We start from the raw sequence: 16,830 nt of genomic DNA on the forward strand, positions 1-16,830 counted from the left end.
ACGCAGGGTGTACTGCGCTGGAGGCGAGCCAATGGTGCAGTTCGCCTTGGGCTCAGTACACCCTGCGGATTCAGGGACGGGTCAGGCGTTTCGGGTCCAGCAGTTTTTCCAGCTCCTGCCGTGACAGGTCGGACTGTGCCTCGGCCACGTCGATCACCGGTCGGCCGCTGGCAAAGGCTTCCTTGGCGATCTTCGCGGCCTTCTCATAACCGATCACCGGATTCAGGGCGGTGACCAGAATCGGGTTCTTGCCCACGCCCTCGGCCAGACGGTCTTCATTGAAGGTCATGCCGGTGATCGCCCGGTCGGCCAGATTACGGCAGCTGTTGGCCAGCCACGCGGTCATGTCCAGCAGGTTGCTGGCCACCAGCGGCAGCATCACATTGAGCTGGAAGTTGCCGCTCTGGGCCGCCACCGCATTGGCCTGATCCAGCCCCATCACCTGGGCCGCCACCATGGTCACCGATTCGCAGATCACCGGGTTCACCTTGCCGGGCATGATCGAGGAACCAGGCTGGGTGGCCGGCAGCTGCAGCTCGCCCAAGCCATGAATGGGGCCTGAGTTCATCCAGCGCAGGTCGTTGCTGATCTTCATCATCACCACTGCCAGCCCGCGCAAGGCCGCGGACAGATTCAGCGGCGCATCCAGAGCGCTCTGGGCCACAAAGGGATGCGGCAAGGGCTTAAAGCCCAGGCCGGTTTCGTCCGCCAGTTGCTCCGCAAAGGTGGTCGCAAAATCCGGGTGGGCATTGATACCGCTGCCTACCGCCGTACCGCCCTGGGGGATGGCCAGCAGCTCATCCCGGGCGCGGGCCAGCCGGCTGCTGGCATCCTGTAACTGCAGCACCCAGGTCTGCAGCTCCTGCTCCACCGTCACCGGCATGGCATCCATCAGATGGGTGCGGCCGGTCTTGACCAACTCGCGACCTTCGCGGGCACGCAGCCCCAGAGTCGCGATCAGGTGTTCCAGACCGGGGAGCAATTGCTCGGTGACAGCCAGTACGGACGACACATGAATCGCAGTGGGAACAGTGTCGTTGCTGCTCTGCCCTAGATTCACATCATCATTGGGATGAATCTCGGCGCCGGCATCCGCGCACAGGTGGGCAATCACCTCGTTCACGTTCATGTTGGTGCTGGTACCGGAACCGGTCTGGAAAATATCCACCGGGAACTGATCCAGATGGTGGCCGTCGAGCAGATCATTACAGGCGCCGACGATGGCAGCCTGCTTGTCCGCCGGCAATTGTTCCAGCTTGAGATTGGCTTCCGCTGCGCAGCGCTTGATGCGAACCACCGCAAGAATGAAACGCTCCGGCAACGGGCGACCGCTGATGGGGAAATTATCCACTGCTCGCTGGGTCTGGGCGCCCCAGCGAGCGGCTTTGGGTACCTGCACCTGGCCCAGGGAATCGGTTTCGATACGGGTGTCGGTGTCGTGGCCGCTCATGGTTGCCTCCTGGCAATGCATTTTCTCCATCATGGCACGGTAAAAATATCAGATCATCCATCTCGCCTTCACCACATCATGGCGTTTCCCCATGGACACTACCGGCATGTACCCAGATTCAGATGCCTCCCCGGTCGACCCGGGCCTGTTTGCTGACCTGCCCACCCTCCCCGGCATTTACCGGTTTTTTGGCGAGCAGGACGAACTACTCTATGTGGGTAAAAGCATCAATTTGCGGCAACGGGTAAAAAGCCATTTTTCTGCCCGGCATCGGGATAAGAAGGAAGGGCGGCTGTGCTACCTCACTCGCCGCATCGAGCATCAGGTCACCGCCGGCGAACTGGGCGCGCTGCTGCTGGAGAATCGGGAAATCAAACAACGCCAGCCGATTTTCAACCGTCGCCAGCGCCGGTATCGGCAGCTGCACACCTGGCGACTGGAAATCGATGCCCGCGGTTTTCTGGTTCCGGTTTTATACCGACCGCTGGTGGATGACGATGGCTGGCAACAGGACAGCTTCGGCCTGTTTCGCAGCCCTCGCCAGGCAAAGACCATGCTGGACAGCAAAGTGCGCGACGCAGCTCTTTGCCCGCGTATCTGCGGGATGGAAACGGGACGCCACGGTGCCTGCTTTGCGCACCAGCTGGGCCGCTGTCAGGGTGCCTGTTGTGGCAAGGAAACCAGGAATAGCCATAACCAGCGGTTGCGGAAAACGCTTGAAGACCAGCATATCCACGCCTGGCCTTACTCTGGAATGCTGGTGATTCGTGAAGAGAGCCCCCGGCAAACCGACTACCATCTGATTGATCAGTGGTGTCATCTCACTACCTTGCAGCGTCAGCCTGAATCCGCTGTGATTACGCCGGATGCGGATGCCAGCTTTGATCTGGACAGCTACCGCATGTTGATCCGGTTTCTGGATCAGGGTGTCGAGCATTTTGTGTTGCCGCCGGAAACCTAGGGCGGAGGCACCTTGGCAATGATTTCACTGTGCCAGGTGCCACCGGGCATGGCGATGCGACCATACTGCTGATCGCCGAATCCCACCTGCCCGACCAGCGGGTTGCCACCGCCGCTCTGACCAAAGTCGGCACTCTGCCCCAGCAACAGTTCGTTTTCGATGGTCAGGCTGGGCAAGCCGTCACTGTTCTGATCGCCGGATTTCAGCACCACGTTGCCGTTTCGCCAGCCGATACTACCGCTGACATTGGATAGCCGGAACGCTGACTGGGGGCTGGATACTTCTGCCAGTGACAGGTACGCATTGCCATCCAGATTCATATAGCCCTCAAAGCCCAGAGTTGCCAGACCATCGGCAGTGGCCGGGTAGAGCACGAAACGAAACTGGTCCGCGGACAGATTGAAATCCCACAGTGCCACATTGGCGGTGGTTCCCCCCAGGTCACTGAGACTGCCCGCCCCGAGCAGGCCCCGTACCTGGTAGTGAGACAGGGTATCGGTGCGCAGCATGATCCCTGACGCCAGATCCGGAAAGGCCGGGTCGGTGTCCCCCAACGTAAGGTACAGGTCCCGGGCTTCCCAGAGCAGGTCATTATTGAGCAGGCCTACCGCCACATCGCTGGCGGTGTTGGCGAACAGGAAATGGGAATGGGTCTGCCAGTTATCCGCCGCCGCCGCGCGCACCAACGGATCTGCGCTATTCGCCGCGTCCCAGAATCCTGGCGACTGCACCATAACGGTAGCGTCTGCCCGCAGACCCACATTGCCGGCGGGCCCTTGCGGATAAGCCAGGATATCGGCATCGAGCTTGCCCAGAGTGAGAACAACGCCCCAGTCATAACTGTCCGACCAGCCGCTGGTGGGGTTGGCAACGGTCAACTGTTCACTGTAGGCATGCAGATGGCCATTGCGCAGCAGGACGGCAAACGCCGATTCCCCGGCGGCGACCCGGGTCGGATGAAACCCGCCCCCCGCACTGGTACACAAACCACTATCCGGCTGCCCGCCGCTAAAGCCGCCACCAAAGCACAATCCAGCCGGGCCGGTGTTGTTCTGCACCACATCCAGAATGGCATCCAGTGCGAACATGGGACCGGAACCATTTCCCAGTCGGCGCCAGTTCACCAGTTCCATGCGGGTACGGTCACCGTCCGCATGGCCCAGGCGAAGCTGGAAATCCGTGTCGTAATCCCACTGGGTCTGTATCGTCAGTCCTTCTGAGCGGGGGGTATTGATTCCGGCATAATCCCAGTTGCCATTTGGCGCTGTACCATCATAGCCATAGCCGAGCCCACCAGCAGACACCCGCACACGAGCGTCCTTCAGCCCACCGAGCCAGGCGCCGTAGAGCAGAGGCTGACGATCCGTTCGATCAAAATTTGTCGGCGCTGCCTTGTACATCAGGTCGAATTCCAGCGCGGTATAAGTGTGATCCGCTTCCAGCAACAAGCCATTGCTGTCGATACCGATGACGCCAGTGGCTGGTGCATGTCCCCCGGCGGGGCCGTTGGTAAACCGGTTCTGTATGATCAGATTACCAATGCTCATCTCCGCACTGCCGGCTCCGCCCTGGCGGTATATCCAGTCACCAGTCATGGAAAAGTCCAGATTGGCATGCTGGCCATTCGTGCTAAATAGCCCTTGGTTCACCAACGTCAGGTTGCCTTGCGAATACAACCCAACCTGGCCCAGAGAGTGGCCCGCATAAGCCGGATTGGTCCCGGTTTGCAGGGTCATCCCGTCCAGGGTGAACAAGGAAGGCTGCCAGTCATACTGCAATGCCAGTAACGGAACGCCGCCATCGCTGCCCACATCCAGCTGTAGTTGTGCACTCAGAGGATTGCCGTCACCTTGCAGGGTGAGGCCATTCAGTTGTGTGCAGGCATGCTGGTCAGTCACACCGCCACTGCAGGTTCCGGCTGGTGCGTTACCCCTATCGGTTATCCAGTTCAGCTGTTGGGCTTGAATGGCGCCATTGCTTTCCAGATTGACGGTGAGACCGTCCTGACCGCGGATATCAGCCAGACCACTGTCATCAATAGGCGTCATGGCAGTGACCGCAGCGGACAGTGGCAATAGAGTCAGGATCCACAGACGTCGGTGATCAGAAACCATACAGAAACGCCCTCCCGTCAAAACGCATCTGCATGTCGCCGTTGGCGCTCGCCGAATCACTCATTCGAAACGCCAGTGCACTACCAGGATTGTTATCCAGCATGAAACCGGGCGTAGCGCCATCGTCCACTTCCACAGCCATGCGTCCGATATTCAGAAAGGTATGCATATCCTGATACTCGCCCGGCCCTTTCGCAAAGGGGTAATCCAGCTGAATTGCCGGCAGACCATCAGGGTTACAGGGGGAAAGCAGGCAGTTACCGTCAGCATCTTCAAAACGACTCAGGTCACGGTAGCTGGATCCGCTATTACTCAGATATGCCCCTTCCAACCGGACATCTTCAATGGCCAGGCTGCCGTAGAATTCTTTCAATACCAGCCAGTTTCCTTCCCTGGCGACAAACTCCAACCCAAGACGACAGGGGTCCGGGGTGCCGCCACATGCAGTATCCGGTGCATTGTCCTCACCAACATTATTTCGCAGCCGCAGGGTTAGCTGAATGGCATCACCGCCAGTGACTGACTGAAGCTCACTGTCGTTAAGAGGAACCATGGAATCGGTTTTCCCCGTCTGCGGATAAATAATGCTTAGCAGCAACCATAGCGCCACAAACATAAAAGGGATGTATTTCGATGGCATACCATATCCAGACATATTTCCCTCTCTCAGCAGAACATGGTGCTGCCGTAGCAGTTTTGTTTCGGCGCCAGATCAAACTCGGGGTGCTCCAGCAGCAACCCCGGCGCCCCCAGCAATGCAATGGCTTCATCAATGCCGCGGTTACCAAGATCCGCATTGGGGTTGTAAACATCCAGCAGCTTCACGGAAGGGGCGTTGAGCCACCATCCGGTATTCGCCGGAACCGCATAACTGCTTGAGCAACGGGGGGTAGCATTACTGGTGGCACAGATATCAAAAGCGCCAGGAGGCAACTCTTCCGTCGGCGTCAATTTGCTGTAACGGGGGTATGCAATGGGCTCTCTCTGGAAGGAAAGAAAGAAATCCGAGGTATCTTCAAATGTCAGTTTATGAACGTTACGAAGATCGGTATTGAGGCTGGCGAAAACCGTATCCATTACTGCTTCAGCGGCACAGGCAAGGGGGTTAAAAAAACCACAACTTCCCCCCAGGAACTCAAGGTTGTTGGTTTTCAGTTCTGCAGCTTGCAGGCCAAGCGTCTGCATTCTTGTGCCGGCAATATCAACAAAGAGTGCATCAGAAAGATTATTGCCACAGTCATCATGTCCTATGCTGGTCCTTCCCGTACATCCTGTTGCTCTTATTGTAAAAATACTCAGCAACCGAGCCTCAATATCCATGGTCAGTGATAACTCAGAACCCAGAAATCCGCTGACACTGTTTATCCCGGAATGGCACCCCACAACGCCAGAACCTGTTACGGCACTGGGGTTACAGGTAGTGGCAAACGCTGTATTTTCCTGATTCACCGCATTGTTCGTGTAGTACCGCCGCCCTGCACTGATGGCTCCATCTGCGGATTGCGCGCCAATCTTTATGCCGGCAATCTCCCGCAAAGTTGTGGAATTGTCATTCTTTACCGCAAATTCAATATAGGGCCTGTCCAGTGTAAATGGGCTTCCTGGATCGCCGATATCCGTGCCGTTTCTTCCCATCAGGCTCAGGTAATCAATATCGATATCACAACCTGCATGGCCGGAAAGGTGGTCGTTAATTCCACCGCAACCAAGTTGCAACTTTGAAACATTAAGATTCAACTGAAGCTCACCGTCCAGGCCAATTCGATAAAACTCAAAGGGTGTGGAGTAGGCATTAGGATTCGACAATGCGCTGCCTGATATTTTGTCGGAAACGATCAGTCCCTGACCCGTAACAGCTCTCATCTGATCCTCATCAAGAGGACTCATACCTCCAGCATTGAACGCGTAGGAAGATGAAAACCAGAACAATATGAGCGCAGCTGATATTTTTACTGACGGAATTTTTTTTGTTTTATTTTCCATAAAAATTCTCTAATTCCCTGCACCATAGCTGGTAAATTTCATGTAATTCACCTGTAAACCTTCTGCTCTGGCATCTCCAAGGTTTGCAACACCAGTACGAATAACGGGAAGGGTGTTGGTACCGGGAACCCCCAACAACGTTGATGGGTTCATCTTGTTCACCGTGGTGTAATCAGACCCGGCACTGATGTTGTAGCTGCCTCCATAGCCACATTGGTAATCACTCCCGCTATTAGCGGTACAATTAACTGCCTGACGATAATAGCGATCCGCAACACCTCCGGAGCCTCCACGCGGGGCATAATCACCACAGTTGCTTCCCCCCGGGCAGGAGTACTGATCCTGTCCTGGCCGAACATCCACCGCCGTGATCATGTAAGCGAACGCATCAAAGTCATCGCAGCTTTCACACTTGCGAAAGAAGATGCCGTCATCGGTATCGTTGTAGGTATTGCGATTGGGAGAAACCGTTGTCGATACCGCTGGACAACCAACCCCACGACAGGGATACCAGTCCCCCCAACGTGAGTAGCCATGGGTAACAAAGTAGGAATCATCCACCGCATGAGAAGGCGTTGCGCCAGGGGTGTTGCTCAATAACGCTGCCCGGGCAGTGATATAGCCGGCATCCGCACTGTCCGGTACGGCCAGCGAGTAGAAATGATCATGAACCGCTGTATGGGTAGAGACATCGGGTAGACGCGGAATTTCCAGAATGAAATTACCGTCCTGAGACGGCACCGTATCCAGGGTCAGCGCCTGATAGTAAAGCTGTCCCAGCGGAACATAGGCATCCACATTTTTGAAATGCAGACCTTCGAGGGCATCAAACCTCACCGGTTGCCCCACCACATCGCTGGCGCCCGGACCATCATGCTGTGCTGCAGAAAACCGGAAGTCGCCCTGCAGGCGACTGTGGTAAAGGATGGCAAAGGTTTCGTTACCCGGTTGGGTAAACTGGAAAAGGCGGAAGGCTGAATTGGCCGCATTACCGCGAATGATGGTCTGGGTTTTCAGCAAATCCCCGGTACCGACGGCCAGGTTGTCATTATTACCGGAGCGACCTACTTCCAGTTCTCCCCAAAAGGAAAAGGTGTATTCCGGCTGGGCACTGGGCGCCAGATATTCATAGATGGTGCTGTCCGGGTTATTGGGATCACTGTTGAGGACGGTGCCATCGTAGCTGACCCCGCGGGGCGAAAATGCGCGCAACAGGTACGGGTTATCATGGGGCGCAAAGTCACTGATCAGTCCACCACGAGGGCAGCCGAGGCTGGAGGCATCACAGGACGTGCCGAAATTGCCGCCGCTTTCATCCCAGTGAAATCCCCCGCTACCCGCACCGGAAATGTTCACGCCATACCAGCGCAGGTCCCCCCGTTGCAACGTGGTGCTGCCTACCGGATCCGAGCCTACCTGCTCGAAATAACTGGTGGGCTTGATCAGCCAGCGAAAATCCTCGAAGCCAATAGCCAGGCCCGTGCCGGTCACCTGAGACAGGCTTTCTTCATCCAGGGATTCCAGTGCAGCCTTACCCACCATGGGGCCAGCCGCGAGGACAACCAGCAAAACACGGAATAACCTTATGCAGTGTCTGTATTTGGGTCTGGTGAGCATGCTCACCTCATTGCGTTGTTATTGTTTTATGTACAGCCGTTCACTTTTGTGACCGCCCGGTCACAACCAAACCTAGCGCAATGAATATGCAACTCAATGCTCAAAAAAAACAATATGTTTACCAGGCAGATAGGCTTTTGATTTGAAAGGGCTTCGCCACTTATTTCTGTGATGAGCGGTTTGGTCAGGAATGGGGGATATTTGGCCAACCGGGAAGGTTGTGGGTAACTATTGCGGACGGGAGAGTGCTCCGCCCTGAATCCACGGCGGCTATGGCTCTTTCTTATTTACCAATACAGAAGGAGGAAAAGATACGCCCCAGCAGATCATCGGCAGTAAAGGCACCGGTAATTTCTTCCAGGGCTTTTTGAGCGGCGCGCAGGTCTTCGGCCAGCAGTTCGCCGGCGGCATGGCCGTGCAGTTGCTGCTCCCCTTTGTCCAGGGCGGCCAGGGCTTGCTCCAGAGCAGTGATGTGGCGGCGGCGGGCGGAGAACCGGCTCTGCCCTTCGCCCTGGCCCGCACCTTTAAACCCCGCAGCGGCTTTCAGGTGATCGCGCAGATCAGGGAGTCCATCACCGGTGGTCGCAGAGATCACGAAACAGTCGCTATCAAGGGGGCCAGTGGCCATACCGGACAAATCTGCCTTGTTGAGCACCACGGTGACCGGCAGATCCAGGTTTTCCAGTTGTTGCTGACTCTGCGGCAACAAGCTGTGGATATCTTGTGGATTAACCTCACCCTCACGGGAATCCACCATCACCAGCAAACGGTCCGCTTTTCTCATTTCTGCGTAGGCGCGGCGAATCCCCTCCTGCTCCACCACGTCAGCGCTGTCACGCAGGCCGGCGGTGTCGATCAGGTTAAGCGGCATACCATCGAGCTGGATGGATTCGCGCAACACATCCCGGGTAGTGCCAGCGATATCTGTGACGATGGCGGCATCGAAACCCGCCAGGGCATTCATCAGCGAAGACTTGCCCGCATTGGGTTTACCGGCGATTACCAGAGTCATGCCCTCGCGGACCAGGCGGCCCTGGTTGGCTTCATCCAGTACCCGCAGGCACTGCGCTCGCAGTTCGCGCAGATCGCCGGCCACCTTGCCGTCGGAAAGAAAGTCTATCTCCTCTTCCGGGAAATCGATCGCTGCTTCCACATAGATACGCAGGCCGATCAGGTCTTCCACCAGGCGATTCACTTCGTCGGAGAACACCCCTTGCAGGGAATGTAGAGCGGCACGGGCCGAGGCGCTGGTACCTGCGTCAATCAGATCGGCAATGGCCTCGGCCTGGGTCAGATCCATCTTGTCATTGAGGAACGCCCGCTGGGAAAACTCCCCGGCACGTGCCTGGCGGGCGCCGGCGGCAATGCAGGCCGCCACCAGCATATCCAGGATCACCGGACCGCCGTGGCCTTGTAGCTCCACCACATCTTCGCCGGTAAAGGAATGGGGGGCGGGAAAGGCAATCACCAGCCCCTCATCGATAACCTCGCCACCCGCACCCCGGAATCTGGCGAAATGCGCCATTCTCGGGGTCAGTGAGCGATCACGAACAATCTTGCCCGCGATACCTTCAGCGTCAGGCCCTGACAGACGCACCACGCCAACACCACCTCGCCCGGGCGCAGTGGCAATCGCAACAATGGTGTCCTGGGCTGTATTCGACATGAAGTGATTCTGAAAGGCCGGAAAAGGAGCATCAGCATAAAACAAAACCGGCCGGGAAATCCCGGCCGGCTTGCAAAGAATAGCGGGTTGAGCCCGTTATCCCTCGTTTTCGATCTTGCGGGTGATTACCCACTGCTGGGCAATGGAGAGAATGTTGTTGGTCAGCCAGTACAGCACCAGACCGGCAGGGAACCACAACATGAACACGGAGAACACCACCGGCATCCACTTCATCACCTGGGCCTGCATGGGGTCGGCCGGGGTCGGATTGAGGCGAGTCTGCAGGAACATAGAGGCGCCCATCAGGATCGGCAGGACGAAGTACGGATCCATTACTGACAGATCGTTGATCCACAGGAAGAAAGGTGCCTGACGCAGCTCCACGGATTCCAGCAACACATAGTAAAGAGCGATAAACACCGGCATCTGAACCAACATCGGCAGACAACCACCAAGCGGGTTGATCTTTTCGCGCTGGAACAACTTCATGGTTTCCATTTGCGCTTTCTGCTTGTCGTTCTTGTTCTGCTCCTTGATGCGCTGCATTTCCGGCGCCACCTTGCGCATTTTCGCCATGGAGCGATAACTGGTGGCGCTGAGCTTGAAGAAGATCGCCTTGATAATGAGCGTGAGCAGGATAATGGCAACACCCCAGTTACCGACGCCCATACCAATATCGATATCCATGCCGAACACGGACACTTCACCACTTTGCAGGAATACCAGCAGGGCGAAGATGGGCTGGGAGATAAACCACAACCAGCCGTAATCCACAGTCATATTCAGACCGGGGCTAATTGCCTCCAGCTTGTCCTGCTGCTTGGGCCCGGCATAGAACTCGGCGTAAAGCACCTTCTCTTCGCCTGGTGCCACCTTGAGGGTAGGAGACACAAACCGCAGCAGGTACTGACCGCGTTTTTCCAGGTGCACGCTGGAGTAATGGTTCTTCTGCTGGGCATCAGGCACCCAGGCAGTCACAAAATAGTGCTGCGCCATGGCCAGCCAGCCGCCCTGGACCGTCAGGTCCAGCGGGTTTTCTGACATGTCTTCAAAATCGAGTTTGTTGTAAGGCTTTTCACTGTCCCAGTAGGCACCCCCCAGATAGGTGGGCATGGGGATAAAGCCACTGTTGGACAGACCAGGATCTTCGCTGCCATCACGCTTGATCTGGCCATACAAGGCACCGGACCACTCGCTGTTGCCCTGGTTACGGACAATATGGCTAACGCGCACCAGGTAGCTGCCGCGTTCAAAGGTGAAACGCTTGACCAGCTCGGCGCCATTATCCTGACGCAAGGTCAGGTCCACGTTCAGTTCCTGGGTGCCTTCATCCAGCTGGTAGCTCTGTTTGGCTGCACTCCATAGTGGACGGCCGGCGCTGGAATCGGTGCCGTTCTTGCCAATCAGGCCACTCTGAGCCACATAGGTGCGGCTGGCATCCTGCTCAAGCAACACGAAGGGTTGGTCCGGGGTATCCACATGATGGGGGAACTCAGGCAGCGCCAGGCGAACGATATCACCGCCTTGGGGATCGATTTCCACTCTCAACACATCGGTGTTAACTCGAATGCGTTGCTGGCTAGCTGTGGTTTCCGTGGATTCGGAAGAAGGGGCTTCAACCCGCTCTGACGGTGCAGAGGGAATACCGTTATCCACCTCATCTGCCTGAGGGGAAGGCAGGTCGAGTCCGTCGCCATTGCCTTGCGCGCTCTGCGCAACCTCCTCAACGGGGGCTGGCTGGGTCGGGTTGGCATAATCCTGTTGCCAGGCCTGAATCATCAGGTAGGAAACGATGGCAATGCCGGTAATTACAAGGGCGCGCTGGATTTCCATAACAGACTATTCTGTGGCGAGAAAAACGGGCCGCAGTTTCTCAAGCTTGCCCGCACTTAGCAAGCAGCTTGTCGAATAGCTTGCCAAGCTGGTCTGTGACTTCTGCCGGGTCCGGATGATCCACTCGTCCGCGAACCAGCAAAATAATGTCCAGACCTGCCAGTTGATCCTGCCTCAATCGGAACTGTTCCCGGGCTCTGCGTTTGACGCAACCACGGTCAACGGCACGTTTGGCACGCTTGCGACCAATCACCAGTCCCAATCGGGGCAGAGCCTGCTGGTTGGGACAGGCCAATAGCAAAAACGCCGCATTCCCCACCTTCCATTTGGAGTGGTCGAATACGGTCTGATATTGGGGTCCGGTGAGAAGTCTGTGCTGGCGGGTAAAAGCCCGGGTTATTGGCACTGTTACCTCAGCCAGGAGGGCAGAGTAAAACGGTTGGCTCAGGCAGCCAACCGCTTACGACCCTTGGCACGACGAGCGGCCAGGATTTTGCGACCGTTTTTGGTCGCCATGCGAGCACGGAAACCGTGGGCACGTTTGCGCTTGAGTACGCTGGGCTGAAATGTGCGTTTCATGGTGTCTTCCCCATGGAATGAGACAGCAATTGGAAGGCCGGCAAGTCTAGGGAAAGCGAAATCCCCTGTCAATCAGCTTTTCAGGCAAGTTCAAGACGCGCTGGAGAGAACTGTTAATAGAACTTAAATATTTAAATGTTTTTTGTAGTAGTAGTTATTATAGGGGAAAGCACTTTTTGTGGATAAGCGTGAAATCCCTATTTATATCATTAGGTTGCGCCGTTAATAACTTGCGTACCATTGTGTGTAAGTACTGGGGACGAACGGGGGACGACCTGTCATTAAATGTGGGTATAAGTTGTACCTCCATTTGTCCACCGGGTTGTACCTGCATTCCCGCACAGGGTTATGGTCCTAGTTATCCACAGAAATAAAGCCGGAAAAATCCCGGCTGCCCTGTGGATAGTTATCGCTCTGAGGGGGTAGAATGACGGGCTCGATTCCGGTTCTTTGACCGAATTTTCATTCAGTTCATAAAAGACGATTCAGGGCCCAAGAGTGCCGCTGGACTGTGATTTCTGTCGCGGTCGGGTCCCTTGTTCTTCCTCTTTTTGCCTTCGTGTAGAGAGAGGGGCGCAGTATCGTTCCAGGATAATAAGGCGTGTGCGTGTCTGAAGAGCTCTGGCAACGCTGCCTGACTCGACTCGAGGATGAGTTGCCGTCACAGCAGTACAATATGTGGATTCGGCCATTACAGGTGGCTGCATCTGCGGATGGCGCCGAGCTGACGCTGTTTGCACCCAATCGGTTTGTGGTTGACTGGGTTCGTGACAAGTACATGGATCGCATCGGCGAGGTACTGGGCGAGCTGCAAAGTGGCGCGCTGCCCCAGTTGCGGCTGGAGGTGGGATCCAGCCGGATGCCCGCTCCGTCTGCCCAGTCGTCCTCTCCTGCCCCTGCCAGCCCCGCTACGCCATCTTCCGGCCATATGCGCACACCGGAGCTGGCGGAGAGCAAACCGCAGCCTACGGAGCTGGGAGGCGCCCGCAAGCATCGCAGTAATCTCAACACCGGGTTCACCTTTGCCACCTTTGTGGAGGGCAAGTCCAACCGCATGGCAGCGGCGGCGGCCCAGCAGGTGGCTGAGAACCCGGCCAGCCACGGCTACAACCCCCTGCTGTTGTACGGGGGCGTGGGCCTGGGTAAGACCCACTTGATGCATGCGGTGGGCAACGAGTTGCTGCGACGCAACCCCAACGCCAAGGTGGTCTATCTACACAGTGAGCGTTTTGTCGCGGATATGATCTCGGCCCTGCGCAACAAGACCATCAATGAGTTCAAGCGCTTCTACCGGTCAGTGGATGCGCTGCTGATCGATGATATTCAATTCTTTGCAGGTAAAGAGCAGTCTCAGGAAGAGTTCTTCCACACCTTCAATGCGCTGCTGGAAAATGGCCAGCAGATCATTCTCACCTGTGACAAGTTTCCCAAGGAAGTGGATGGTCTCGAGGAGCGGCTCAAGAGTCGGTTCGGCTGGGGGTTGTCCCAGCCCATGGAGCCACCGGAGCTGGAAACCCGGGTAGCGATCCTGAAAAAGAAGGCGGAAGAAGCCAAGGTGGATCTGCCCAATGACGCGGCCTTCTTTATCGCGCAACGAATCCGTTCTAATGTACGGGAACTGGAAGGGGCGTTGCGCCGGGTGATCGCCCATGTGCGTTTCACTGGTGCTCAGATAGATATCGGCCTGATCAAGGAAGCGCTAAAGGATCTGATTGCCCTGCAGGCGCGACAGATCAGCATCGACAATATTCAGCGTGTGGTGGCCGAGTACTACAAGATCAAGATCAATGATCTACTCTCTCCACGACGGACCCGTTCGGTGGCGAGACCGCGGCAGGTGGCCATGGCGTTGTCCAAGGAACTGACCAGCCACAGCCTGCCGGAGATCGGTGAAAATTTTGGTGGCCGTGATCACACCACCGTGTTGCATGCCTGTCGTAAGGTGTTGCAGCTGCGGGAATCCAATCCGGAAATCGAGGAAGATTACCAGAGCCTGTTACGGACGCTGACGTCCTGACAGGGAACCCCGGCCCGGTGGCCGGCTCTGTGCATCATATGTAAAGGAAGGGCCTGGGAGCCTCTGGCCCAAATAACCAGAACGGGAAAGCGCGATGAAATTCTCAATCAATAGAGAACAACTGCTCAAGCCCCTGCAACAGGTGGCTGCAGTGGTGGAAAAACGGCAAACCCTGCCGGTGCTGTCCAATGTCCTGCTGGAGGTGGGTGACGGGCAGCTTTCCATGACAGGCACCGATCTGGAACTGGAGCTGGTGGCTCGCCTGCCACTGGAAGGGGAGCATCAGGCCGGGGAAACCACGGTACCGGCACGCAAGCTGGTGGACATTGCCAAGAGTCTGCCGGCGGAAGCCGACATCCGTTTCGAGGTGGATGGCGAGCGCATGCTGGTTCGTTCAGGTCGCAGCCGTTTCACTCTCTCCACCCTGCCCGCGTCCGAGTTTCCCAATCTGGAAGAAGATGCTGCCGGTTCCAGCCTGGATATCCAGCCAGGCGTATTGCGCAGCCTGATCGACCGTACTGCCTTTTCCATGGCCCAGCAGGACGTGCGCTATTATCTCAATGGCATGCTGTTCGAGCTCAAGCCGGGCCGTCTGCGTGCCGTGGCCACCGATGGCCACCGCCTTGCCCTGTGCGATGCGGAGCTGGATGTGCCGGTAGAAGAAGCCTCTGTGATCCTGCCACGCAAAGGGGTGATGGAGCTGTCCCGTATCCTGGGTGATGCTGGCGAAAATGCCCGCCTGACCGTGGGTCGCAACCATGTCCGTATTGTGGTGGGCGCGATTACGTTTACCTCCAAACTGGTTGATGGCAAGTTCCCCGAGTACGACCGGGTGATTCCCAAGGAAGGCTCGCGCACCATCATTGCCGACCGGGAAACCCTGCGCCAGGCCCTGGCTCGGGTAGCGATTCTGTCCAATGAGAAATACCGGGGTGTGCGGGTTCAGTTGTCCGAAGGCAGCCTGCGCATCGTGGCCAACAACCCGGAGCAGGAAGAAGCGGAAGAAGAAGTGTCCGTAGACTTCAATGGGCAGCCCCTGGAGATTGGTTTCAACGTGAGCTACCTGCTGGACGTGCTCAACACCATGGCAGGGACCCAGGCAGAGCTGGAGATGGGCGACAGCAACAGCAGCGCCCTGGTGCTGGATCCCGAGAGCAAGGCAGCCCTGTATGTGGTCATGCCCATGCGGCTCTGATCAGCAGCCCTTGCTCCTCCCCAATACCCGGCCACCGCGCCGGGTATTTTTTTGCCCGGCATCAGCCGGCTGCGGTAAAGGTATCGTTACCACAGAGCGTTCAGGGGTGAGGATCCTTTGTGAAGCAACACGGCGCCCTTTTGGTCGGAAATGGGGTTTCCTCAGTGAGCTCGGTGTCCTCTGTGGTGGAAACAGGTGTTAGCATCATCGCCCCTGCCCTCTCCCTGAGCTACAATCGGTGCAGTCATTTCTTGCTGCTGCGGCGGCTTCCCTGGTTGTTGTGGGTGGATTCCTTTCTATGTTGAGCCGTCTCCAGCTTGGAGATTTTCGCAATTACCGCCAGTTGGATATTGCCCTCTCCCCTTCCCTCAATGTGATTCTTGGTGATAACGGCAGCGGCAAGACCAGCCTGCTGGAAGCCATCTATTTTATTGGTAGCGGCGGGCGGTCATTCCGTGGCGGCAGGTTGTCCCGGCTGGTCCGCGACGGTGCGCCCGCGGCCACCCTTTATGCGGAAGTGTCGGCAGGCGAGAAGATCCACCGTTTGGGTGTGCGCCGGACTCCGGGTGGGATTGATGCCATCAAGCTCAACGGGGAAACCCCCGGGGCCCTCAGTGAAGTGGCGGGTCTTCTCCCTGTTCTGGCCTTGCATCCCACGTCGGTAGAGCTGGTGTTTGGGGCTTCAGCCCTGCGCCGGCGGTTTATGGACTGGGGAATGTTCCACGTGGAACATGAATTTATGCCCGTATGGCGCACGGCTTCCGCGGCCCTGAAGCAGAGAAACGCCCTACTCCGTACCGGGCGTCCGAACCCCCGTGAACTGGGGTTTTGGGACCAGCAACTGGCGCAGACTTCTGATAGAATCGAAGGGTTGCGTCGTAGCTATCTACAAGCCCTGCAGTCAGGGCTGGATGCGGTGTTGTCTCATCTTGCGCCGGAGTTGAAAATTCGGGTGCATCTACAGACGGGACTACAAAAAGACGAGAGCTATGCGGATGCCCTGGCTCGCCTCCGTCCTGACGATATCCGACGTGGGTTCAGTCAGGCAGGGTATCACCGCAGCGATATTCGTATCGAAACCCGGGGAGTGGTGGCGCGAGATCGCCTTTCCCGGGGCCAGGCCAAGCTGGTTGCCTATGGTCTGGTGCTGGCTCAGTTGCCGTTGATCAGCCAGGCAGGAAAAGTTTGTACTCTGCTGGTGGATGATCTGGCTGCTGAGCTGGATGAAGAACACCGTAATCAGATGCTGGGGTATCTGGCTTCCACTGGCCACCAGACCCTGATTACCGCACTGGATCAGCCCCAATGGGAGGCTGTGGTGCAGCAGAATAAAGCGTTACGGGCGATCGAGAGCAAAATGTTCCACGTGGAACATGGCCAACTTCGGCCCCTCACCGGGAGTGAATAAGGAAATA

13 protein-coding genes are annotated in these 16,830 nt (G+C 56.9%); 4 read left to right on the forward strand and 9 right to left on the reverse strand.

From position 1 onward, the window contains the following. Positions 1-70: 70 nt before the first annotated feature. Positions 71-1,450, reverse strand: a complete 1,380-nt coding sequence (locus ACMG4M_RS00810) for a class II fumarate hydratase (protein WP_272963015.1) — start codon at positions 1,448-1,450, stop codon at positions 71-73. A 106-nt stretch (positions 1,451-1,556) separates the two neighbouring features. Here ACMG4M_RS00810 and ACMG4M_RS00815 point away from each other — a divergent pair, with 106 nt between their 5' ends. Further along, the gene (locus ACMG4M_RS00815; RefSeq protein ID WP_198030618.1) at positions 1,557-2,411 is read left to right on the forward strand and encodes a GIY-YIG nuclease family protein; all 855 of its coding nucleotides are present in this window, start codon (positions 1,557-1,559) and stop codon (positions 2,409-2,411) included. Here ACMG4M_RS00815 and ACMG4M_RS00820 read toward each other — a convergent pair. The 8 genes from ACMG4M_RS00820 to rpmH all read right to left on the reverse strand — a co-directional run bounded on the left by ACMG4M_RS00820 (position 2,408) and on the right by rpmH (position 12,203). Continuing rightward, positions 2,408-4,525, reverse strand: a complete 2,118-nt coding sequence (locus ACMG4M_RS00820) for a DUF6160 family protein (RefSeq protein ID WP_414430531.1) — start codon at positions 4,523-4,525, stop codon at positions 2,408-2,410. The genes ACMG4M_RS00815 and ACMG4M_RS00820 overlap by 4 nt on opposite strands. Then, positions 4,515-5,165, reverse strand: a complete 651-nt coding sequence (locus ACMG4M_RS00825; RefSeq protein WP_156964831.1) for a hypothetical protein — start codon at positions 5,163-5,165, stop codon at positions 4,515-4,517. Before ACMG4M_RS00825 ends, ACMG4M_RS00820 begins: the two co-directional genes overlap by 11 nt. Before the next feature lie 26 nt (positions 5,166-5,191). Next, the gene (locus tag ACMG4M_RS00830) at positions 5,192-6,508 is read right to left on the reverse strand and encodes a hypothetical protein (protein WP_414430532.1); all 1,317 of its coding nucleotides are present in this window, start codon (positions 6,506-6,508) and stop codon (positions 5,192-5,194) included. A gap of 9 nt (positions 6,509-6,517) precedes the next feature. Continuing rightward, a complete protein-coding gene (locus ACMG4M_RS00835) occupies positions 6,518-8,077 on the reverse strand; it encodes a hypothetical protein (protein WP_414430533.1) in 1,560 nt (519 codons plus the stop codon). A 331-nt stretch (positions 8,078-8,408) separates the two neighbouring features. Next, on the reverse strand, positions 8,409-9,791 hold the full coding sequence (gene mnmE, locus ACMG4M_RS00840) for a tRNA uridine-5-carboxymethylaminomethyl(34) synthesis GTPase MnmE (protein WP_273009972.1): 1,383 nt from the start codon (positions 9,789-9,791) through the stop codon (positions 8,409-8,411). A gap of 96 nt (positions 9,792-9,887) precedes the next feature. Then, complete coding sequence (gene yidC / locus ACMG4M_RS00845) at positions 9,888-11,624, reverse strand: membrane protein insertase YidC (protein ID WP_035245687.1); 1,737 nt, start codon at positions 11,622-11,624, stop codon at positions 9,888-9,890. A 40-nt stretch (positions 11,625-11,664) separates the two neighbouring features. Then, entirely contained in the window at positions 11,665-12,030 is a 366-nt protein-coding gene (gene rnpA, locus ACMG4M_RS00850; RefSeq protein WP_272963023.1) for a ribonuclease P protein component, read from the reverse strand. Between the two features lie 38 nt (positions 12,031-12,068). Further along, positions 12,069-12,203: a 50S ribosomal protein L34 gene (rpmH, locus tag ACMG4M_RS00855; RefSeq protein ID WP_011590025.1), complete on the reverse strand. Its 135-nt coding sequence runs from the start codon at positions 12,201-12,203 to the stop codon at positions 12,069-12,071. Between the two features lie 607 nt (positions 12,204-12,810). Here rpmH and dnaA point away from each other — a divergent pair. From dnaA to recF, 3 genes are all read left to right on the forward strand, one after another. After that, positions 12,811-14,220, forward strand: coding sequence for a chromosomal replication initiator protein DnaA (dnaA, locus tag ACMG4M_RS00860; RefSeq protein WP_035245691.1), 1,410 nt, complete (start codon positions 12,811-12,813; stop codon positions 14,218-14,220). 94 nt (positions 14,221-14,314) lie between these two features. Continuing rightward, complete coding sequence (gene dnaN / locus ACMG4M_RS00865) at positions 14,315-15,415, forward strand: DNA polymerase III subunit beta (RefSeq protein ID WP_035245693.1); 1,101 nt, start codon at positions 14,315-14,317, stop codon at positions 15,413-15,415. A gap of 298 nt (positions 15,416-15,713) precedes the next feature. Then, positions 15,714-16,823, forward strand: coding sequence for a DNA replication/repair protein RecF (gene recF / locus ACMG4M_RS00870; RefSeq protein ID WP_414430534.1), 1,110 nt, complete (start codon positions 15,714-15,716; stop codon positions 16,821-16,823). Positions 16,824-16,830: the final 7 nt, after the last annotated feature.

Source organism: Alcanivorax sp. IL3 (genome assembly GCF_047495465.1).
GTDB classification, from domain to species: Bacteria; Pseudomonadota; Gammaproteobacteria; order Pseudomonadales; family Alcanivoracaceae; genus Alcanivorax; species Alcanivorax jadensis.